This window comes from Nocardioides ginsengisoli, from assembly GCF_039537225.1.
Taxonomy (GTDB): domain Bacteria; phylum Actinomycetota; class Actinomycetes; order Propionibacteriales; family Nocardioidaceae; genus Nocardioides; species Nocardioides ginsengisoli.
Window position 1 is genome coordinate 371075 of record NZ_BAABAC010000005.1, and the last position, 20395, is coordinate 391469.

Below are 20395 nucleotides of genomic sequence, written 5' to 3' on the forward strand. Positions count from 1 at the left end.
GAGGGTGACTGAGTCGTGGGACTCAGCCGGCCGTCATCTCGGTCCACGCGGCGAACGCGGCATCGGTGTTCTTGTCCCACCACCGCGGGTCGAGGAGGGACGGCGTACCGATCTCGTCCTCATGGCCCTTGGCCAGCCACTTGGCGCGGCCCGCAGGCACGTCCGGCGTCGCGCTCGGGGTGGTCGGGCCGTAGGGGAGCTGCTCGGTGAAGGCGGCCTGGGCCTCCGGTGTCGCCACGTAGTTGAGGAACTCCTGCTGCGCCTTCGGGGACTTCGATCCCTTGATGGCGTAGAGCATGTCCCAGCCGGAGTAGGCGTTCTCCCAGACGACGCCCAGGTCGGCGCCGTGCTCCTCGCTGATCGCGGCGCGGCCGAGGTAGCACCAGCACATTGCGAAGTCGCCGGACTCCAGGGCCTCGGACTGGCCCGCGAGCGAGGGAACCAGCGAGAGATCGCTACCGAGTCCCTTCACGACCTTCGCAGCCCGATCGAGGTCCAGCGGGTAGAGGTCCTTCGATGCCACGCCGTCGGCCAGCAGCATGCCCTCGAGACCGCCGGCGGCGTAGTTGAGAGTGACGCGCTTGCCGGGGAACCGCTTCGTGTCGAGGAAGTCCTTGATGCTCGTCGGCGGGTCGTCGCCGAACTTGGCCTTGTTGTAGACCAGCGCCAGCGTCTGCATGATGATCGGGACGCCGCAGTCGTCCGCGAGCAGGCTGGGGTCGATCTTGCTCACGTCGACAGCCTTCGATCGCTTCTCGTAGAGGGTGCCACAGCCCTTCATGCCCGAGCCGATGTCGAGGTCGATGACGTCCCACGTCGTGTTGCCGGCCTCGACCATCGCCTTCACCTTGGCGGGGTCGGACGGCGAGTCGGTCGCGAACCTGACGCCGGTCTTCTTGGCGAAGGGGTCCAGCCACGCGGCCTTGGCGGCGGTCAGGCCGTCGCTGCCGAAATTGACGAACACCAGCTGGTCGCCCGAGATGCCGTCGGCGTCGGCGCCGCCACCGCCACCCGAGCCGCACGCGGTGGCGAGGAACAACGAGAGAGAGGTGACGACGCCGAGAGCGAGCTTGCGGTTGAGATGCACGGGGGTGCCTCCATCGGGGGTTCGGGAGATTCAGTGGAGGGTCGCGGAGTCCGACGGAGGTGGAGGCACGGTGACGGGCGGGCATCGCCCGAGTGGGGGAGGTCACACTCTCGGTTCAGCCGGCGCTCAGAGCGTCGAGTCGTGGGCGCGACCGCGCACGATGGGACGGGTGGACGGAGTGCCGTCGCGCCGGGGTCGCCCGTGCCGGCCGAGCCCCGATGGGCCCCACCCGCCGCAGATACCGGGCGCCGAGTACGGCTGGACGGACGCAAGACGGAGGCTCCGCCCCTGCGTAGGAGGATGCGTAGAACTACCGATGCCACGTAGGCGACATCGAGGTGCACTGGTCCTCAGACACCGGACCTTCGCAGCGAACCCCAGAGCAGGCGAAGGCGGGACACCGGAGGTGAGGACCATGGAGCAGTCGCTGACGAGTTCGGCCGCGAATCTCGGAGCCACGCTGCTCCGGCTCGCCCGCAGAGAGGAGGAGCTGGCCGCAGACGAGGCCGCCGCCATCCCCTACTGGTCCTCGTGCCCACTGTCCGTGGTCGTGCACCGCGCGGCTGCCGCGCTGTTGCGCGCCGAGGCCCAGAGGTTCGGGGTCTAGGAGAGCTCGAACAACGACCCGCGACGGGTCGGTGGACGACCGGCCGACGATATATCGGCGGGTTCTCGACGCGCTCGCGATGGGCGACCGCAACTCGCAATGTCGGGCCGTCTTCGATCGGGACGACCCGGATACGCGAACGAGCGAAGAGGCCGCCGGCAGGTCGGCAGCGGGAGCACCAGGATGTCCATGTGGATGGGAGACGAAGCTGAGGCGCCGGCTGGATCGCGAAGAGCCACTGACGAGCCAGAAACCGTCGCGAAATCTCGACCCAGCCTGACGCCGGCTGAACCGCAGCGATCCGCATCTACGGCTCGTCGTTCATCGCCGACCCCTACGGCCGGGTGCTGGTCGAGGCGCCGCGCGACGCCGAGGCCGTCCTGGTCGCCGACCTCGCGCTCGGACAGCGGGAGGACTGGCTGACGCTCTTCCCCTTCCTGCGTACTCGTCGTCCCGACACCTACGCGGCCCTGACCGCGGGCTGAGCGGGCGCGGTTTCCGGGATCGGCGGGCGAGTGGGGCGGCGGCCCCGAGACGCCAACATCTCGCCCACCAGCGTCCCGGAGCCTTGCTGACGAGGTCCTGTCGAGCGGTGGATCCCACCAACTGTCCCGGCCGTACCCATACGGTCCGGTCTGATCCCTGAGAAGGAACGCGGAGCCGCTGCGTCCTTTCGCCGCGACGGGGTACTACAGGCGTGCGTGCCCGTCGATTCTTTCCTTCGGGTAAGACACGCTCCTGCCCGCGGGTGCGAGCGCGGCGGGCACGCCCCCCGTCACCACCGTTGGCGCAGGCCTCGGTAGAGCCGGAGCTCGGCGCCCAGGCGCCCCGGGACCGGTGCTCCCGACCGCTCGATCGCAGCCGCATACTGCTCCAACGCGGCGAGAAGTGCGGCACGCAGCTGCCCGAGCTCGTCTCGTGATCCGCGCCGCCGCGCATCATCGAGCCGAGCTCGCGCGGTGACGACCTCGGCCTGACAGGCAACCAGCAGGAGTCGGCGGTCAGGCACAGCGCCGGAACCTCGATGCTCGGCTTCCGACACGACGCGCTCCATCCTGCTCGGCTCCGGCTGACGCACGGCACGCCAGGGGCGGCGGACTTTCATCCACAGTACGCCCACTGCCTCCGCCGCGCCGCGGATCGCCAGAAGCCACGCCCGGGTGGCGTCGTTCAGGTCAGCGCGAGGACGAGTGCCGCAGCGACGGCGAGGATGGCGAGGACGAGGACGAGCCCGGACGTCTCGTCGACCTCGCTCCGGTCGTGGTGATGTTGCTGGACGGTCATCGCTTCTTCCCCCGTGTCGTCGCGCCCCTGCCGACAATCGAGGAAGTACCCGGTCGGCCGGTCGTCATCCGGCCGTTCCGCCGCGCCAGCGGGGGATCAGGGCGGGGTGAGGTCGGTGCGTCGGAGCGCCAGCACGGCGATGTCGTCGTGGCGCTCGGCGTCCCGCATCGACTCCAGCAGGCCGCCGAGGAACGGCTCCAGCGGACCACTGCGCAGCTCGTCACTCGCGGCGGCCCGTGCGAGCCGGGCGAATCCCGCGTCGATGTCCTCGGCACGGCGCTCGACGAGGCCGTCGGTGTAGCACAGGAGGGTCGCGCCCGGAGCAAGGGTGACGGTGGTTGCCTGGTACGTGCTGGGACCGACGCCGAGCGGCCCGCCGGCCTCGACGGGGACGAACTCGGTCGAGCCGTCGGCGGACAGCAGCAACGGCGGCGGGTGTCCGGCGCTCGCGAGGACCAGCTCGCCCGTGCACAGGTCGCCGACGCCGGCCACGACGGTCACCATGTGGCCGTCGGTCGTGATGTCGAACTGGTGCGAGCACTTCTCCAGCGCGACCTGGGGGCTGTCGCCGTCGACCAGATAGGCGCGGACGGTGAACCGGGCACGCGCCATCTCCGCCACCGTGTCGATGCCGTGGCCCGACACGTCTCCGACGACGAAGGCGAACCGGTCGTCCCCGAAGCCGATCACGCTGTACCAGTCGCCGCCGATGTCGATGCCCTGGGCGCCCGCCACGTACGCCGCGGCGATCTCGTAGCCCGCCAGCGTGGGGATGGTGCGCGGCAGGAGGGCTCGCTGGAGCCGGACGGAGAGCTCGCGCTGCTCGCCGTACAGCTTGTCGACGCGACGGTAGAGGCTGGTGATGGTCCGGGTGTCGGCCTCGGCGCGCTCGCGCGACAGGAGAACCTGGCGCGCGAGCGCCATGGCGAGCGCGGTGAGGAGGGGCGCGCCGAAGCCGACCAGCCACGGCAGCAGCTGCCCGAGGTAGCTGCCCAGGTGGTCGCGCGGCCGGGTGACCAGGGTGAGCGTGCTGTCGCCGAACGGGACGGTCGTCGAGGACGTCAGGCCAGTCAGGGGGAGGCTCGACGGCTCGACGTCGGTCATGGCCAGGTTGTCGGGCGTCGCGGCGTCGCCGAGGTAGATCGCGTAGTCCAGACCCGCGAACCCCGACCCCGGGTCGACCGGAACCCGCCGGCCGGCCGGAAGCACCCGCTCGGTGTAGACCACGAATCCGGAGACCGGGTCGGCGAGGGCGAAGGAGATACGGGTCTGGCGTCCCTGGGTCGTCCACCGCACGGCCAGGGTCCCGGACGACATGGCGCGAGCGAGGAGGGCGCGGGCCTGGGCGCTCGACGGCGAGGTGCCCGCCTGCCCTCCGATCGCCGACACCTCCGAGAAGCCGTCGGGGCCCCGGCTCCAGAGCGCCCCGAACTGGAAGGTCTTGTCGGCCCCGACATTGCGGGCGAAACGCTGCGCGAACACCGCTTGCCGGCGCCGGGGCAGGACGCTCGCGGCGACGTCCAGGGCCGACGCCATCGGCTCCTGGATGCTGTTCGTCGCCGAGGCGAGCACCGTTGCCGCCTGCTCCGTCTGGACCTGCAGCAGTCGTCTCTCGTTGCTGCGGTCGGTCCGCACTGCCAGGACGACGCCGACCGCGGTCGCGATCAGGCCGAGGAGCGCGATCGCCGCGAACGCCCGCTCGGGGCGGCGCGCGACGCGCCTCGGCTCGACGTCGGGGAGGTCGTCGGTGCCCTGCGGTCCCGAGAAGGGTGCGGCGGTTCGGTCGCTGGTCGCGGTCAACGTGGCGCCGTCGTCTCGCCTGGGCTCGGCTCGATGTCGAAGAGCGGGTAGAGGCCGGTCACCTTGAGCAGCCGCTCGGTGCCGGGGCCGACGTATGCCAGGGTCAGCAGCTTGCCGGCGTCGGCGGCGTGGCGGCGGATCCGGAGGAGGATCCCGAGACCGCTGGAGTCGATGAAGGTGACCGCCCCGAGGTCCAGGCGCAGACGGTCACCACGGTCCAGGCAGTCCGTCGCCAGGGCGAGGAGGTCGTCGGTCGACGTCATGTCGACCTCTCCGGCCACCCGGATCACCCAGGTGCCGTCGAGCGACTCCGCCGTGAACTTCGCCATCCGCACTCCTTGATCGGACACAGCGTCTCACGCCGACGCCCTCGTCCGTAGCGTCATGGAACATGCTCGGCCGAGGGTGCGGCCGAGGGGGCGTCCGGACTGCGCGGGCACGTTCGTGGCGGTAGGTTGATAGCCAGCGATCGGGACGACGGCGCTGCCCGCTCAGGTTGCGATCGCGTCACGAGCTCAGGCGGAAGTGGGTGTCCGGCATGGCTGACGACGCGTACGCGTTCGCCGTCCCCTTCCATCCGTCCTCCGTCGGTCGCGCGCGATCGCAGCTGCGCGACTGGCTGCAGCCGACCGGCGCGGCCAGCTCACTCGTCGAGGACGCCGCGCTCGTGCTGTCCGAGCTGGTCACCAACTCCCTGCAGCATGCCCGCCCGACGGACACGAACGACGTCGGCATCGAGATACAGTTCGATCACGCGAATCTCCACGTGGCGGTGACCGACGGCGGCAGCGACGACATACCCCGACCGCTCTCGACGCCTCTCGACGCCGCCGGAGGTCGCGGCCTCACCATCGTCGGAAGCGTCGCCGAGCAGTGGTGGTGGGAAGCGGTGGACAACGGCCAGACGGTCCACGCCCTCCTGCGGCCCCCGACCGCGCCGTAGGGGCTGCGCTACCGCGCCTGCTCGGTAGGCGGCTCTGCCGGGGTCGGGGCCTCGGTGCCCGAGGCCCCGACCGGCATGATCGCCCAGGCGGCGGAGAGGGCGGGGACGTCGAGCTCGTGACGCTGGCCCGGCTCGAGGTCGGCGAGTCCGAGGGCGTCCCAGTATTCGAGGTGCTGCTCGCTGGCGAGGACGGCGGTGACGCGTCCTCGGACGGGTGGCCGGCTGCGGTCGGCGGTGACCTGGATGAAGCGATGGCCGGTAGGCCCGGCTCGCCAGGCGACGACGTCGGGTCGGGTGAGCGTGAGCGCCCAGGCGAGCAGCTCCGAAGGGTTGTCGACGGTGGCCGTGACATCGCCGACGACGTCGAACTCTCGGCTGATCCGCAGGAGGATCGCGAGCTCGCGGGCGTCCTTCGCCGGATACATCGGTGAGCTCCTTCGGGTCGGGCGGCGATGGCAGACCAGCCGGGGACCGGGCAGGCCGTGCCGATCGCCGCTGCGGGGGTGGGCCTGGACAGCGGTCGCAGCGTGTGGATCGCTGTCCGGGCCCGGACTTGGTGCGTCGCGTGCCGAGCGCCGTCAGGCGTGGATCTCCTTGGGGGAGCCGCCCGAGGAGATCTCCACCTTGCGGGGCTTGGCCTTGGCGGCGATCGGGATCTGCAGCGTGAGCACGCCCGCGTCGTAGGCGGCGGTCAGCTGGTCGGCGTCGAGCGTGTCGCCCAGGAACAGCTGGCGGCTGAACACGCCGTAGGTGCGCTCGTCGACGATGCGCTCGGCGCTGTCACCGACCGGGGGCTTGCGCTCGGCGTGCACGGTCAGCACGTTCTGCTCGACGGTGAGGTCGATCGAGTCCGCGCTGGCGCCGGGCAGGTCGAGGTGCACGACGAAGGTGTCGTCCGCGCGATAGGCCGTCATCGGCATCACCGCGGGGCGTGCCCGGGTGCCGAGCACCGCCTCGGTGAGACGGTCGAAGTCACGGAACGGATCGGTGCGCATCAACATGAGTTCTTCCTCCTCACGGGTCGGGATCCGGCTCGGCCGACCCGGCGGGCCTCGACACCGGATCTGTATTGCCTATTTGAGATTTTCTCTGTTCGGGAGAAGATTTCAAGAGGAGATGCGGAGAAAATTCCGCACCCGGTACGACGAGGGGAGGACGCCCATGAGCACCAACCGTGCGGAGGCATTCCGCGTCCTGGGAGTGCCGGCCGGCAGCGACGTCGCGACCGTGGCTCGCGCCTACCGCAGGCTGGCGCGAACCACGCATCCGGACGTGTCGAGCGACCCCGACGCCGCGGGGCGGTTCGCCGCGCTCGCGGCGGCGTTCGCGCTGGCGTCGGAGCCGGAGATCTCTCGTCCCGAACGGCCGCGCGAGCCGGTCGACGTGCGCGCGACCAGGACCCGCGAACGGCCTTGGCGCCAGCCGCCCATCGTCGCGGGACCGGTCGTCGTACGACCGTACGTGAGCGCCTCGGGGCAGAGCGATGATTGATCTCGGCAGCCATCGCGGGCTGTTCTCGATCTCCGTCGCTGCCGAGATCACCGGCGTCAACCCGCAGATGCTGCGTGTCTACGAGCAGCGCGGCCTGCTCGCGCCGCAGCGGACCGACGGAGGCACCCGCCGTTACAGCGGCCAGGAGCTCGACCGCATCGCGGAGATCACGGCCCTGATCGACGCGGGGCTCAACCTGGCCGGAGTCGGCGAGGTCCTGGTCCTGCGCGCCGAGAACCGGCGCCTGCGTGACGAGCTCGACCGGTTGCGGGCCCGCGGCAGGAGGAGCACGAGCGGCGAGTCTCCACCCACCGGGTCGTGAGCAGCGTGGGCGCCGGCCCGGTCACGGGGGCGCACCGGGCAACAGCACGGTCACGCTGGTCAGTCCGTTGGCAGCGGCTGCGTAGAGCCGGCCGCCGTCGGCCTCGGCCAGCGTGCGCGCGAGGGACAGGCCGAGGGATGCCTGGCCCCACCGGTGGGGCGGGCTGTCGCCCTCGTCGGTGACGTCGACGGCGACGACGTCGAGGGTCTCCCGGACCGCCAGGGTCACGGCGCCCTTACCGTGCCGGAAGGCGTTGTCGAGGAGCACGTGCAGGATCTGACGGACGGCAGCCGGGCTGGCCGCGACGTCGAGGGTGGCCGGCGCACGCACGGCCAGCGGTCGTGCCTCGGCCGCCAGGGGGCCGCGCCACTCGTCGGCGCTCGCTCGCACCAGGGCGACGATGTCGAACGGAGCGGCAGCGGCGCGGGTCTGGGGCAGGGCGAGCACGTCGTCGATCGTCTGCGAGAGCTGCTCGATCGACTCGAGCGCCGTGCTCGCGGCCTGTTCGAGCTCTCGCCCCCCGGCTTCGAGTCCGGCTTCGAGCTCGAGCTGAAGCTGGGTGAGGGGCGTCCGGAGCTGATGGGACGCGGTCCGGGAGAACGACCGCTCGCGCTCGATCAGCTCGCCGAGTCGGTGTGCGGTCGCGCTCAGGGCGGAGGCGGCGGTGTCGAGCTCGACGACGCCACTCGGGCTGTTCCGTGGCGTGAAGTCGCCCTCGCCGATCTGCTCGGCCATCCGGGCAAGCGCGGCGACCGGGGTGGCCAGTCGGCGGCTGGCTCGCGCGGCGAAGGCCGCGGCCCCCAGACCCGCGGCCAGGCATCCGCCCGCCAGCAGCCCCCATTGCATCCACACCTGCTGTTGGACGCGGGGCTGCTCGGTGGCTGCTCGCACCAAGGCGTAGACGCGTTCGTCGGCCGAGACGGGGACGACCGCGACGATGTCGCCGTCGATCGTCGTCGTCGTGGGTCGGCCGCCGAGCGCCGCGAGCGAAGGCGCGTCCAGCTGGTCGGGCCCGACGCCGGCGGTACGCCGTCCGTGCACGTCGTAGACCGCGACCTCCTGACCGGGCGAGACCGCCGGCAGCTCCGGAGGATCACCGGCCTTCTGGGGCACGAACACGGCAGAGCGCAGGGCGAGCGCTTCCAGCTGTGCCTGCGCGCGGCCGACGGTCAGCCGATCGAGCACCAGCGCCAGCGGCAGCCCGAGGAGCAGGACGGCGATCAGCACCGATCGGAGTGCCACACCGAGGATTCGCCTGCGCACGAGGACCTCCTCTCCGTCCTTTGCCTTGTGGTTACCTGACCCTGACCGGACGTTTGCTGTCTCCCCCCTAGCGTGACGACCGGGAGCGAATTTCGACAGGCCCGCTCGATGTCCAGGCGCGCGTCAGGTTCGCCGGGGAAGGCTGGGGTGCGTGAGGACACCAGTGCAGCGGGTCGTCTCCCGCCGCCGGTGGTCGGCGACGTGGATCGTGGCCACCGTCGCCGCGGCCACCGCGCTTGCCTGCTGCCACCCGGCCTCGCCGGCGGCTCCTCCTCGGGACGAGCGACCGCGGACACCAGCCGAGGCGGTGGTGGCAGCTCCCCGGAAGCCGACTCCGTCCGACAGGCCCATCCCCGGCATGCCCGCCCCGCTCCCCGGGGGCGTGTACGCCGCCGACGGCCCCGGAATGCTCCAGCCGGCGCTGCGCCGCCTGCCGCGGCTGATCTATGTGCCGGACAGCGAGATCGGCGGGCACACGACGGTGATCTCGCAACGCACGCACCGCATCGTCCGCGTGCTCCCGACGGGGGAGCTCGACCAGCACGTGACGCCGTCCTGGGATCTCCGCACCTTGTACGTCGAGGCGAGCGCGTCGGACCATCTGGCCACGATCAACCCGGCGACCGGCCGCATGACCGGAGTGGTGCGCACCTTACGCCCGTACAACCTCTACTTCACGCCCGACGGACGTCAGGCGATCGTGATGGACGAGCAGCATGACCAGATCGTCTTCAGCGATCCGCACACGTTCGCCCGGCAGAACGTGGTCGCCGACCGGACCTGCCGCGGGCCCAACCACGCGGACTTCTCGGCCAACGGCCGCTACCTGGTGGTGAGCTGCGAGTTCTCCGGGGAGCTGCTCCAGATCACGACGCTGGGGCACCGGGTCATCGGGCGGATCCACCTCGGCCCGATGGCGATGCCCCAGGACGTACGGCTGGCTCCGGACGGACGCAGCTTCTTCGTCGCCGCCATGGGCGCCGATCGACTGCTGCGCATCGGGTGGCGACACTTCCGCGTCGCGCGCCGCTATCGCACGCTCAGCATGCCGCACGGCATCTACTTCAGCCGCGACCAGCAGCGGATGTTCGTCTCCGACCGAGGCGCCGGCGCGGTGCAGGTGTTCGACCTGGCGCGGGGCCGCTTCACCCGGACCTGGCGGATCCCCGGCGGCGGCTCTCCCGACATGGGCGGGCTCTCCGCGAACGGTCGCGTCCTGTGGCTCTCGGGCAGGTACGACGGCGAGGTCTACGGCTTCGCCACCGACACCGGCCGGCTGATCGCCAGGATCCGGGTGCCTGGCGGCAGCCCCCACGGCCTGCTGGTGTGGCCGCAACCGGGGCGCTACTCGCTGGGCCACACCGGCGAGATGCGATGAGACGGGCGTTCCTCGCCGCGCTTGCCGCGGTGGTGGCGACCGGCTGCAGCGGAGCTCCCGCGCCCGACCGGCCGGTCGCGACGCCGTCGCCCTCCAGCACAGCACCAGCATCCGCGGCGCCGGCGGTGGCTCATCTCCACGTACGGCGAGCGAGGTTCCAGCTTCCGGTGGCGGTCGCGCGGGAGGCCGTCGTCGTCGACGGCGACGGGGTGATCCTCGCCGGAGGCCTCCGGGCCGGAGACCGGACGACGGCCGCGGCGTACCGCATCGACGTCGCGACCGGCGCCGGCGTCAGACTGCCGGATCTCCCGGTGCCCGTGCACGACACCGCCGGCGCGCGCGTCCAGGGAGCGTCCCTCGTGATCGGCGGTGGGAGCAGCGCGGAACAGGACGGCGTCCAGGTGTGGTCCGGCGGCCGCTGGCGGGTGCTCGGCCACCTGCCCCGACCCCGGTCGGACCTGGTGGCGGCGACCCCGGGCGGCCGGGTCGTCGTGCTCGGTGGCTACGACGGGAACCGGCCCGCGGAGCCGCAGATCCTCGCCTCGGGCGACGGACGGCACTGGTCGGTCGTCGGCAGGCTCGCGCAGCCCGTGCGGTACGCCGCGTGCGCGGTCGTCGACGGGGCGATCTGGCTCTTCGGTGGCGAAGTGGACGGCGCCATGCGAACCGCCATCCAGCGTGTCGACCCTCGCACCGGGAGCACCCGCGTCGTCGGCCACCTCCCGCAGGGTCTGGGACACGCCGTCGCGGTGCCCCTCGGCACCCGGATCCTCATCGTGGGCGGGCGGACCGGCAGGGACAGCATCACCGACCAGATGCTGTGGTTCGACCCTGTCGCCGGCACGGTCCGGCCCGCCGGCCGCCTCCCCGGGCCGCTGGCGGACGCCGGCGTGGCCATGGTCGGCGACACCGCCTACCTGCTCGGCGGCGAGACGCCTTCCGTGACCCGACAGGTCCTCGCCCTCACCTACCGGTGACGGGTCGAAGGAGCCCGTTCCGGAACCCTTCGAGCGAGCTTTGCCCTGCCCTTACCCGACGCAGTCGAGGCCCTTGCTGTCGCGCGCCTAGCGTCGCAGACGGGGGTCATCTCCACCAAGTCATCTGCACAGGTCGCCGACGGGAGAGGGGTGCTGCGATGAACCAGGCAGTGAGGATCATGTCGGTGCTGGCGCCGTGTGTGCTGCTGATGGCCTGCAGCGGGAACAGTCCGAGCACCGCCCCGACTCCGAGCGCTCCGCCACCGAGCCCGCCGACCCAGGGCTCGTCCGCGCCGCCGTCGTCGGCACCCGCGACGCAGCCGAGCGGCCCGGCTCCGGCCACCGAGTTCAACCCGCCCGGCGACATCCCGGACAACCAGGTCTTCGTCGACTATCGCGCGCCCGGATCGTCGGTGCACATCAAGGTCCCCGAGGGGTGGCCACGCCGTAGCCAGGGCGGGGTCACGATCTTCACCGACCACGAGAACAGCATCGCGATCCAGGTCCTGCCGATGCCGGCCGCACCGACGCCCACCTCGGCCCGTCAGAGCGAGGTGCCCGGCCTGCAACAGTCGGTCTCGAAGTTCGCCCTGCAGCGGGTCTCGTCGATCCACCGACAGGGAGGCACCGCGGTGCTGGTGACCTACCTGCTCGACTCCACCCCCAACCAGGTCACCGGAAAGGTGGTGCGCGACGCGGCCGAGCGCTACGAGTTCTGGCACGCCGGACAGGAGGCGGTGCTCACCCTGACCGGTCCGAAGGGCGCCGACAACGTCGACCCGTGGCGACTGGTGAGCGACTCACTGCGCTGGGGCTGAGATGTCCGCGGACCGTCCACTCCGGGTCGAGCGCCTCTACCGGTTCTACCGCGCCGGCGAGGAGGAGACCCTCGCCCTGCGGGGCGTGTCGCTCCAGGTGTCAGCCGGGGAGTTCCTCGCGGTGACCGGGCCGTCCGGATCGGGCAAGACGACACTGCTCTCCTGCGTGGCCGGAACCGACGAGCCGTCGGGAGGCACGATCTGGATCGCGGGACACCGGATGAGCCACCGGCCCGCAGCCGTCCGCGCGCGGCTGCGCGGCCGACACCTCGGGCTGGTGGCCCAGGAGAACAACCTCTTCGACCACCTCAGCGTGATCCAGAACGTCCGCCTGGCCCAACGCCTGGGTGCGGCGGACCGGCGGCAGGTCCCGGCGTCCCTCGACCTGCTCGACCAGCTCGGACTGGGCGGCCGTGCCGGCGACGTACCCGCTCGTCTCTCCAGCGGCGAGCTCGCCCGAGCGGGCCTCGCGGTGGCCCTCGCCAACGCACCCGACCTCGTGGTGGCCGACGAACCCACCGGAGAGCTCGACCAGGCCACCGAGGACGACGTGCTGACCCTGCTGCGCTCGTGCGCCGACCGCGGCACGGCCGTGCTCGTGTCCGGCCACAGCGACGCCGTACGGCGCACCGCCGATCGCGTCCTCACCCTCGCCGACGGAGTGATGCAGCCGTGACGGCGCTCGTCGAGTTCGCCGGTCTGGGCCGTACCTTCGGCTCCGGACCGCAGGCCGTGGTGGCGATCCACGACGCCATGGGCGCCATCGAGCAGGACGACCGGATCGCGCTGGTCGGCCGCTCGGGATCAGGAAAGTCCACCTTGCTGTGGCTGGTCGCGGGCCTGGACACCCCCACCCACGGCACGATCAGCTGGCCGGCCCTGGGTCGGCCGAAGGGCGACCCGTTCCTGGTGGGCACGGTCTTCCAGGTGCCCTCCCTGGTGCCCACGCTCACCGCGGTCGAGAACGTCGCCCTTCCGCTGCTGCTGCATGGCGTCGCCGAGCGAGACGCCTTTGCCACTGCCGACGCCGCGCTCGAGCGGATCGACCTCGCGGCCGTCGCGCGCCAGCTGCCCGACGAGCTCTCGGGCGGTCAGGCCCAGCGGGTCGCCGTGGCCCGGGTGCTGGCGACCCGGCCCCGACTCCTGCTGGCCGACGAGCCCACGGGCCGGATCGACCGCCACGCGGCCCGGGAGGTGCTCGACGCGCTGCGCGCCACCGCGGACGAGGTCGGCGCCGGGCTCGTCGTGGCCAGCCACGACCCCCTCGTCTACGACACGCTGCCCCAACGGTGGACCATCAGCGACGGCCGCGTGGCCGTCACCGGAGCGCTGCGATGATCGGCCTGTGGCTCGCCGGCCTGATCCGGCACCGCTGGCGCCGCCTGGCGGCGGCCGCGCTCGGGATCGCGCTCGCTGTGGGGCTGATGGCCAGCCTCGGCAGCTTCCTGGCTGCCACCACCGCCACGATGACCCGGCGCGCGTCGGCCGGGGTCGCCATCGACTGGCAGGTGCAGGTCGACCACGGGCCCGCGGCGCCGGTGCTGCAGGCGATCACGGCCGATCCGGGCACCCGCGCAGCGGTGCCGGTCACCTTCGCCGCCACCCCCGGATTCGCCGCCACCACGCAAGGCACCACCCAAACCACCGGCGCCGGCCAGGTGCTCGGGCTCCCGGCAGCCTGGGCCCGCACCTTCCCCCTCGCCATCCGCGTGCTCACCGGCCGCCTGGACGGGGCGCTCGTGGCCCAGCAGACCGCCGCCAACCTGCAGGTCCAGGTCGGCGACACCGTGCGGGTCCGTCGCGCCGGCGCGCCGCCGTACGCGGTGAGGATCGCCGGGGTCGTCGACCTCCAGCAGGCCGACTCGCTCTTCCAGAAGGTCGGCGCCCCGCCGCAGAGCCAGCTGTCCGCCCCGCCGGACAACGTCCTGCTGCTGCCGCCCGCCGCCTTCGCCCACGCGTACGGCGGACGCTCCGGCGTCGTCACCCAGATCCATGTCCGCCGCAGCCACTCCCTGCCCGCCGATCCCGCTGCGGCGTACGTGAGCGAGACCGGCGCCGCACGCCACCTCGAGCTGGTCAGCGGCGGCGCGGCTGTCGTGGGGGACAACCTCGGGTCGGTGCTGGGATCTGCCCGGGAGGACGCCGCCTATGCGCGGATCCTCTTCCTGTTCCTCGGCCTGCCGGGAGCGGTCCTGGCCGCGCTGATCACCGCCGCGGTGGCACGCTCCGGCGCCGCACGCCGGCAGCGCGAGCAGGCGCTGCTGCGCTCCCGCGGCGCCACCAGCGGCACCCTGTGGGCGCTGGTGCTGGCCGAGACCGTGCTCGTGGCCCTCGGCGGCGCGGTCGTCGGTCTGGGCGCGGCGGCCGTCGTCGGCGCCTGGATGTTCGGCTCGGTCGGGTTCGGCGCCGGGATGACGGCCTCCGTGGTGTGGGCCGGCGGCGCGGTCGTCGCCGGCCTCCTGGTCGCGCTGGTGAGCGTCGCGGCCCCGGCGCGCCATGAGATCGCCGGCCGGGCCGTGGCCCGGGCCGGATGGGCGCGGCCCCGCTGGCTCGCCTACGGACTCGACCTGGTGCTGCTGGCCGTCGCGGCGGCCTTGGTGATCGCCGCCGGCCGCAACCAGTACCAGCTGGTCCTGGCTCCTGAAGGCGTTCCCAGCATCTCGGTCAGCTACTGGGCGTTCCTGGCGCCCGGGCTCGCGTGGGTCGGCGCCACCCTCGCCACCTGGCGGCTGGCCGACCTGGTCGTCGGCCCGGGGCGACGGCTGCTGGGCCGGCTGTTGCGCCCCGTGAGCGCCGGGCTGGCGCCCACGGCCGCGCTGATGCTCAGCCGGCAACGCAGCCTGATCGCCCGGTCCGTCGTACTCCTGGCCCTCGCCCTGGCCTTCGCGATCAGCACCGCGACCTTCGACGCCACCTATCGCCAGCAGGCCGAGGTCGACGCCGAGCTCACCAACGGCGCTGACGTCACCGTCACCGAGCCGCCCGGCTCGCCCGCCTCGCAGGGGGTCGTCCAGCAGCTCCGGGGCCTCCCGGGAGTCGCCGACGCCGAGCCCCTGCTGCACCGGTACGCCTATGTGGGCAGCGACCTGCAGGACCTCTACGGCATCGACCCCCACTCCATCTCCCGGGCCACCTCGCTGCAGGACGCCTACTTCCAAGGCGGCACCGCGGACCAGCTCCTGCGCCGCCTCGCCACCACGCCCGACGGAGCGCTGGTCAGCGCCGAGACCGTCAACGACTACCAGCTCTCGCCGGGGGACACGCTCCGCCTCAGGCTCCAGGACCAGCGCAGCGGCCGCTACCTGCGGGTGACCTTCACCTACGTCGGCATCGTCAACGAGTTCCCCACCGCACCCAAGGACAGCTTCATCGTCGCCAACTCCGCCTATGTGGCCCAGCAGACCAAGGACCCGTCGGTGGCCACCGTGCTGGTCCGCACCGACACCTCGCCACGCCAGGTCGCCGGCCACGTCCGGGCCGTGCTCGGCCCTGGGCCTACCGTCGGCACCCTCGACCAGGCCCGCGGGCTGGTCAGCTCGTCCCTGACCTCCATCGACATGTCCGGTCTGACCCGGCTCGAGCTGGCCTACGCCGTGCTCGTCGCCGGCGCCGCAGGGGGCCTGGTGCTCGCACTGTCCCTCAACGAACGCCGCCGTACCGTCGCCGTTCTCACGGCCCTCGGCGCCCGCCGGAACCAGCTGGCCCGGATCGCCTGGGCGGAGCCGGTCGTCGTCATCGTGATGGGCGTCCTCGCCGGCCTGCTCACCGGCTGGGGCATGTCACGCCTGCTGGTCACGATGCTGACCGGCGTGTTCGACCCGCCGCCGAGCAGCCTCGCCTACCCGTGGACCTACCTGGCCACCGTGGTGGTCGGCGCCGTTCTGGCCACCGCGGTCGCCGCGCACCAGGTTCTCCGGCAGGCCGGGCGCTCCGCGCGCGAAGCGCTGCGTGAGTCCCTAACCTGAGACTGTGGCAACGGTGCTGGTCGTCGAGGACGACGAGAAGATCGGCCGACTTCTCACGTCCAGCCTGCGCGCCAACGGTCACACCCCCAGCTGGCAACGAACCGGATCCGGAGCCCGCGCGGCGGCGGCGACCACGAGCTACGACCTGGTGCTGCTCGACCTCCAGCTCCCCGACATCGACGGCGTCGACGTCTGCCGGGAGCTGCGGCAACGCCAGCCCGACTGCGTCATCGTCATGCTGACCGCACGCCGCGACGAGATGGACGTCGTCGTCGGGCTGGAGGCCGGCGCCGACGACTACCTGTTCAAGCCCTTCCGGATGACCGAGCTCCTGGCCCGGGTCCGGGCCCACCTGCGCCGCAGCCCACCCGCCGCCGCGCCGGCCGAACCCGTCACTGTCGGCGACCTGACGGTCGACACCGCCTCGCGCCGGGCGTTCGTCGGCACCCGAGCGCTCACCCTGCGTCCCAAGGAGTTCGACCTCCTCGCACGTCTCATCGCCCAACCAGGAGTCGCCATCAGCCGGGAGCAGCTCATGGCCGACGTCTGGGACGAGCACTGGTTCGGCTCGACCAAGACCCTCGACGTGCACATCGCCGCCCTGCGGCAACGACTCGGCCAGGCCTCCGACTCGGCAGCCGCCGGAGTGCCGGTCATCACCACGCTGCGCCGCCACGGCTACCGCCTCGACCCGTGAGTGCCGGGACCGTCAGGTCAAGCAGCCGGCCGGGAGCTCGAACCACCGCAGGTGCTCGAAGTCGGCCGACACCAGACCCGTCGGGTCGTCGAGGGTGACGTCGGCGTCGGCGAGCCGGGCCTTGGCCTCCTGGAGGTAGCCGGCCAGGGCCTCCTGGGGCGCTCGGTCGTCGTGGCGCGGATAGCGCATCACGCCGTCGGCGTCGTAGTGGATCTCGCGCAGGCGCAGGGGCGGCTCGACGGGGCCGTCGCGATGGCGCCACAGCCCGGTCGTCGGGTCGAAGCGGTAGTCGGGCAGCAGTCGCCAGCCGTCCTGGGCCACCAGGCGGACGGCGTCGACCAGGTAGTCGACCACGAGGTCGGAGATGAAGTAGTTGAAGTTGAGCCGGACCCAGCCGGGCTTGATGCCCTCACAGCCCTGCGCAATCTCCCGCGCGTACTCGCGGGAGCGGTCGATGTCGATACCGAGCAGCTGGTGGCCGTACGGTCCGGCGCAGGAGCAGCCGCCTCGGGACTGGATGCCGAACAGGTCGTTGAGCACCGCCACCACGAAGTTGTGATGGAGATAGCGGCCGCTGGGCGCGCGGACGATGAACGAGACGATCGACAGCCGCTCCGCGTCGAGGTTGCCCAGGATCTCGATCGCCGGCTCCTGCTGCCAGGCCGTCACCGCCCGCCGCAGGTAGGCCTCCTCGTGCTCCCGGATCACGCCGATGCCGACCGCCCGCTTGAGCTGGAACACCAGCCCGGCCCGGATCGAGCCGATGATCGACGGGGTGCCGCCCTCCTCGCGGTGGGCCGGGTCGTCGAGATAGCGATGGTCGGTCGGGTTGACGTAGGCGACCGTCCCGCCCCCGGGGACGTCGGGCACCCGGTTGCGCAACAGCTCGCGCCGCACCACGAGGACGCCGGGCGTGCCGGGGCCGCCGATGAACTTGTGGGGGCTCAGGAAGAGCGCGTCCTTGTACGCCGCCGGGTCACCGCCGCCGTTCATCGCGATGTCGACGTACGGCGCGGCGGCCGCGAAGTCCCAGAAGGACAGCGCTCCGTGGGCGTGCAGCAGGGCCGAGATGCCGTCGGTGTCGCTCAGGATGCCGGTGACATTGCTGGCCGCGGAGAACGATCCGATCCGCAGCGGCCGGTCGGCGTACCGGCGCAGCTCCTCGGCCAGCCGCGTCTGGTCGACGTGACCGTCGGCGTCCTGGGGGATCACGACGACGTCGGCGATGGACTCGCGCCAGGGCAGCTCGTTGGAGTGGTGCTCGAACGGCCCGATGAACACCACCGGCCGCTGATCGGGCGGGATCGCGTCGGTGACGTGGTAGCGGTCGTCGAGCTCGGACGGGACGCGCAGGCCGAGGATGCCGATGAGCTTGTTGATCGCGCCGGTCGCCCCGGAGCCGCAGAAGATGACGACGGACTCGTCGTCGCCGCCGACCTCGTCGCGGATGATGCGGCGGGCGTCCTCGCGCAGCCGGGTGGTCTGCAGCCCGGTCCCGCTGGACTCGGTGTGGGTGTTGGCGTAGCGCGGCAGCACCTCGTCGTGGACGAACGACTCGATGAACTCCAGGGCCCGACCGGAGGCGGTGTAGTCGGCGTACGTCACCCGGCGCGGACCGTAGGGCCCGGGCACGACCTGGTCGTCGCCGATCACCGCATCCCGGATGCGCTGCAGCAGGGGAGTCTCGGTCGGGGTGGTCCCACCCATGACTGCAGCGTAGAGCCGGTTCCGCGGTTCGTCATCGACTCGCGCAGCGGATGGTGGGCGCCGACCGCGGCGGGCCGGCGCCCACCATCCGCTGCGCGAGGGCGACGTTGAGGCGCGCGATGCGGGCCGCCTGGTCGAGACGATCGGGGCTGAACCAGCGCACCAGGTCGATCGAGAGGGACAGGACGGCGCGCGCCGTCCCGGCGATGTCGTCGACGTCGAAGTCGCCGGACGCGTCGCCCTCGGCGATCACGTCGACGATGAGCTGGGTGGTCTGCCGGCGGAGGTCGGCGATGACCCCGCGATGGGGCTCGGTGAGGGCGCCGTACTCGTACTGCACGACGCGCGCGACGCGGGCGTTCTCGAGGTGCCAGAGCGTGGACGCGTGCACCATCGTGCCCAGGCGCTCGGTCGGGGAGGCCGCGTCGGCCGACGCCTCGATCATCGCCCGATGCGCGGCGTCGTGGCCGCGGCGGCTCACGGCGAAGAGGAGGTCCTCCTTCGACCGGTAGTGCACGTAGACGGCGGCCGGGCTGCGTCCGGCCCGGACGGCGATGTCGCGCGTGCTGGTGCCGCCGAAGCCGTGCTCGGAGAAGGCGGCGGCCGCCGCGTCGAGCACGCGCTCCTGAGCGGGCGTGTAGTCCTGCACTTCTCGCTCCTGCCGCACCGGGGTGCTCGTCCGACCGCACCGTCGCTCCGGCCGTCGGGCCGGAACGACGCAACCTACCGTCTCGAGAACCACATCCGCCGCCTCTGGACAGGCCCGCCGTCCCGTGCCAACATAAGCAAGCGCTTACCTAAGCGTTTGCTTACCTCAAGGAGTCGTCATGCCCGAAGCCGTGATCGTTTCGACCGCCCGCTCGCCGATCGGCCGCGCGGGGAAGGGCTCGCTGAAGGACCTGCGTCCCGACGAGCTGGCCGTGCAGATGGTGCGCGCCGCGCTGAGCAAGGTGCCGGGTCTCGACCCGCGCGAGATCACCGACCTGATCCTGGGGGTGGGGCAGCCGGCGGGTGAGGCGGGCAACAACCTGGGGCGTGCGGTCGCCGTCCTGGCGGGGATGGACCACCTGCCGGGCGTGACGGTCAACCGCTACTGCTCGTCGTCGCTGCAGACCACGCGGATGGCGTTCCACGCGATCAAGGCCGGTGAGGGCGACGCGTTCATCTCGGCCGGTGTCGAGACGGTGTCGCGGTTCTTCAACGGCTGGTCGGACAACCCGGAGGGCCAGAACGCGGCGTTCGCCGACGCGCAGGCGCGGACCGACAAGCGCGCCCAGGGTGGCGCGGAGTCGTGGGTCGACCCACGTGAGGCGGGGGACCTTCCTGACCTGTACATCGCGATGGGTCAGACCGCCGAGAACGTCGCGCAGGTGCTGGGCATGTCGCGCGAGGAGCAGGACGTCTTCGCGGTGCGCAGCCAGAACCTGACCGAGCAGCGGATCAACGAGGGCTTCTGGGCCCGCGAGATCACGCCGGTCACGCTGCCCGACGGCACCGTCGTGACGGCCGACGACGGCCCCCGGGCCGGTACGACGCTCGAGGCGGTGAGCAGCCTCAAGCCGGTCTTCCGCCCCGACGGCACGGTGACCGCGGGCAACGCGTGCCCGCTCAACGACGGCGCCGCGGCGCTGGTGATCATGTCCGACACCCGCGCGAAGGAGCTGGGCCTGACCCCGCTCGCCCGCATCGTGTCGACCGCCGTGACGGGTCTCTCGCCCGAGATCATGGGCCTGGGCCCGGTCGAGGCGATCCCGGCCGCGCTCAAGAACGCGGGCATGTCGCTGGGCGACATCGACCTGTTCGAGATCAACGAGGCGTTCGCCGTCCAGTCCCTCGGGTCGGCGCAGCAGCTCGGCATCGACGTCGACAAGCTCAACGTCAACGGCGGTGCGATCGCGGTCGGTCACCCGTTCGGCATGACCGGTGCGCGGATCACCGCGACGCTGATCAACTCGCTGCAGTGGCACGACAAGCAGTTCGGCGTCGAGTCGATGTGCGTGGGCGGTGGCCAGGGCATGGCCATGGTCCTCGAGCGCCTCAGCTGACGTCCGGCCCG

At 72.1% G+C, this 20395-nt stretch carries 21 protein-coding genes; 13 read left to right on the forward strand and 8 right to left on the reverse strand.

The genetic code is table 11. The features are described from left to right. Nucleotides 1-22 precede the first annotated feature (22 nt). On the reverse strand, nucleotides 23-1087 hold the full coding sequence (locus tag AB4880_RS03405; RefSeq protein ID WP_367917791.1) for an extracellular solute-binding protein: 1065 nt from the start codon (nucleotides 1085-1087) through the stop codon (nucleotides 23-25). A gap of 415 nt (nucleotides 1088-1502) precedes the next feature. Between AB4880_RS03405 and AB4880_RS03410 the strand changes: the two genes are divergently transcribed. Both AB4880_RS03410 and AB4880_RS03415 read left to right on the forward strand, forming a co-directional pair. Continuing rightward, the gene (locus AB4880_RS03410; RefSeq protein WP_367917792.1) at nucleotides 1503-1694 is read left to right on the forward strand and encodes a hypothetical protein; all 192 of its coding nucleotides are present in this window, start codon (nucleotides 1503-1505) and stop codon (nucleotides 1692-1694) included. A gap of 305 nt (nucleotides 1695-1999) precedes the next feature. Next, nucleotides 2000-2179: a nitrilase-related carbon-nitrogen hydrolase gene (locus AB4880_RS03415; RefSeq protein ID WP_367917837.1), complete on the forward strand. Its 180-nt coding sequence runs from the start codon at nucleotides 2000-2002 to the stop codon at nucleotides 2177-2179. A gap of 895 nt (nucleotides 2180-3074) precedes the next feature. Here the strand turns inward: AB4880_RS03415 and AB4880_RS03420 are convergent. Continuing rightward, nucleotides 3075-4778 carry a PP2C family protein-serine/threonine phosphatase gene (locus AB4880_RS03420; RefSeq protein ID WP_367917793.1) on the reverse strand — a complete coding sequence of 568 codons (1704 nt, stop codon included), beginning with the start codon at nucleotides 4776-4778 and terminating at the stop codon, nucleotides 3075-3077. Continuing rightward, complete coding sequence (locus AB4880_RS03425; RefSeq protein ID WP_367917794.1) at nucleotides 4775-5107, reverse strand: STAS domain-containing protein; 333 nt, start codon at nucleotides 5105-5107, stop codon at nucleotides 4775-4777. The genes AB4880_RS03420 and AB4880_RS03425 overlap by 4 nt, the downstream gene beginning before the upstream one ends. A 209-nt stretch (nucleotides 5108-5316) precedes the next feature. Between AB4880_RS03425 and AB4880_RS03430 the strand changes: the two genes are divergently transcribed. Next, nucleotides 5317-5721: an ATP-binding protein gene (locus AB4880_RS03430; RefSeq protein WP_367917795.1), complete on the forward strand. Its 405-nt coding sequence runs from the start codon at nucleotides 5317-5319 to the stop codon at nucleotides 5719-5721. A gap of 8 nt (nucleotides 5722-5729) precedes the next feature. Here AB4880_RS03430 and AB4880_RS03435 read toward each other — a convergent pair whose 3' ends face one another. Then, complete coding sequence (locus tag AB4880_RS03435; RefSeq protein ID WP_367917796.1) at nucleotides 5730-6146, reverse strand: hypothetical protein; 417 nt, start codon at nucleotides 6144-6146, stop codon at nucleotides 5730-5732. 153 nt (nucleotides 6147-6299) lie between these two features. After that, entirely contained in the window at nucleotides 6300-6722 is a 423-nt protein-coding gene (locus tag AB4880_RS03440; protein WP_367917797.1) for an Hsp20/alpha crystallin family protein, read from the reverse strand. Between the two features lie 160 nt (nucleotides 6723-6882). Here AB4880_RS03440 and AB4880_RS03445 point away from each other — a divergent pair, with 160 nt between their 5' ends. Together AB4880_RS03445 and AB4880_RS03450 are read left to right on the forward strand one after the other, a co-directional pair. Beyond that, complete coding sequence (locus tag AB4880_RS03445) at nucleotides 6883-7212, forward strand: DnaJ domain-containing protein (RefSeq protein ID WP_367917798.1); 330 nt, start codon at nucleotides 6883-6885, stop codon at nucleotides 7210-7212. Next, a complete protein-coding gene (locus tag AB4880_RS03450; RefSeq protein ID WP_367917799.1) occupies nucleotides 7205-7534 on the forward strand; it encodes a MerR family transcriptional regulator in 330 nt (109 codons plus the stop codon). The genes AB4880_RS03445 and AB4880_RS03450 overlap by 8 nt, the downstream gene beginning before the upstream one ends. A 21-nt stretch (nucleotides 7535-7555) precedes the next feature. On the opposite strand, the gene AB4880_RS03455 is transcribed toward AB4880_RS03450, so the two are convergent. Continuing rightward, nucleotides 7556-8797 (reverse strand): sensor histidine kinase, encoded by a 1242-nt coding sequence (locus AB4880_RS03455; RefSeq protein ID WP_367917800.1) that lies wholly within the window; start codon nucleotides 8795-8797, stop codon nucleotides 7556-7558. A gap of 358 nt (nucleotides 8798-9155) precedes the next feature. On the opposite strand from AB4880_RS03455, the gene AB4880_RS03460 reads away from it, so the two are divergent. From AB4880_RS03460 to AB4880_RS03490, 7 genes are all read left to right on the forward strand, one after another. Beyond that, the gene (locus AB4880_RS03460; protein WP_367917801.1) at nucleotides 9156-10175 is read left to right on the forward strand and encodes a YncE family protein; all 1020 of its coding nucleotides are present in this window, start codon (nucleotides 9156-9158) and stop codon (nucleotides 10173-10175) included. A gap of 167 nt (nucleotides 10176-10342) precedes the next feature. Beyond that, nucleotides 10343-11152 (forward strand): Kelch repeat-containing protein, encoded by an 810-nt coding sequence (locus AB4880_RS03465; RefSeq protein ID WP_367917802.1) that lies wholly within the window; start codon nucleotides 10343-10345, stop codon nucleotides 11150-11152. A gap of 158 nt (nucleotides 11153-11310) precedes the next feature. Then, nucleotides 11311-11970: a hypothetical protein gene (locus AB4880_RS03470; RefSeq protein ID WP_367917803.1), complete on the forward strand. Its 660-nt coding sequence runs from the start codon at nucleotides 11311-11313 to the stop codon at nucleotides 11968-11970. A 1-nt stretch (nucleotide 11971) separates the two neighbouring features. Further along, on the forward strand, nucleotides 11972-12646 hold the full coding sequence (locus tag AB4880_RS03475) for an ABC transporter ATP-binding protein (protein WP_367917804.1): 675 nt from the start codon (nucleotides 11972-11974) through the stop codon (nucleotides 12644-12646). After that, on the forward strand, nucleotides 12643-13308 hold the full coding sequence (locus AB4880_RS03480) for an ABC transporter ATP-binding protein (RefSeq protein ID WP_367917805.1): 666 nt from the start codon (nucleotides 12643-12645) through the stop codon (nucleotides 13306-13308). Before AB4880_RS03475 ends, AB4880_RS03480 begins: the two co-directional genes overlap by 4 nt. Further along, nucleotides 13305-15935, forward strand: a complete 2631-nt coding sequence (locus tag AB4880_RS03485; protein WP_367917806.1) for an ABC transporter permease — start codon at nucleotides 13305-13307, stop codon at nucleotides 15933-15935. The genes AB4880_RS03480 and AB4880_RS03485 overlap by 4 nt, the downstream gene beginning before the upstream one ends. A 4-nt stretch (nucleotides 15936-15939) precedes the next feature. Next, entirely contained in the window at nucleotides 15940-16632 is a 693-nt protein-coding gene (locus tag AB4880_RS03490) for a response regulator transcription factor (RefSeq protein WP_367917807.1), read from the forward strand. A gap of 12 nt (nucleotides 16633-16644) precedes the next feature. On the opposite strand, the gene AB4880_RS03495 is transcribed toward AB4880_RS03490, so the two are convergent. Beyond that, complete coding sequence (locus tag AB4880_RS03495; RefSeq protein WP_367917808.1) at nucleotides 16645-18339, reverse strand: aminotransferase class V-fold PLP-dependent enzyme; 1695 nt, start codon at nucleotides 18337-18339, stop codon at nucleotides 16645-16647. 31 nt (nucleotides 18340-18370) lie between these two features. Next, complete coding sequence (locus AB4880_RS03500; protein ID WP_367917809.1) at nucleotides 18371-18988, reverse strand: TetR/AcrR family transcriptional regulator; 618 nt, start codon at nucleotides 18986-18988, stop codon at nucleotides 18371-18373. 178 nt (nucleotides 18989-19166) lie between these two features. Between AB4880_RS03500 and AB4880_RS03505 the strand changes: the two genes are divergently transcribed. Then, nucleotides 19167-20384: an acetyl-CoA C-acetyltransferase gene (locus AB4880_RS03505; RefSeq protein ID WP_367917810.1), complete on the forward strand. Its 1218-nt coding sequence runs from the start codon at nucleotides 19167-19169 to the stop codon at nucleotides 20382-20384. Nucleotides 20385-20395 lie beyond the last annotated feature (11 nt).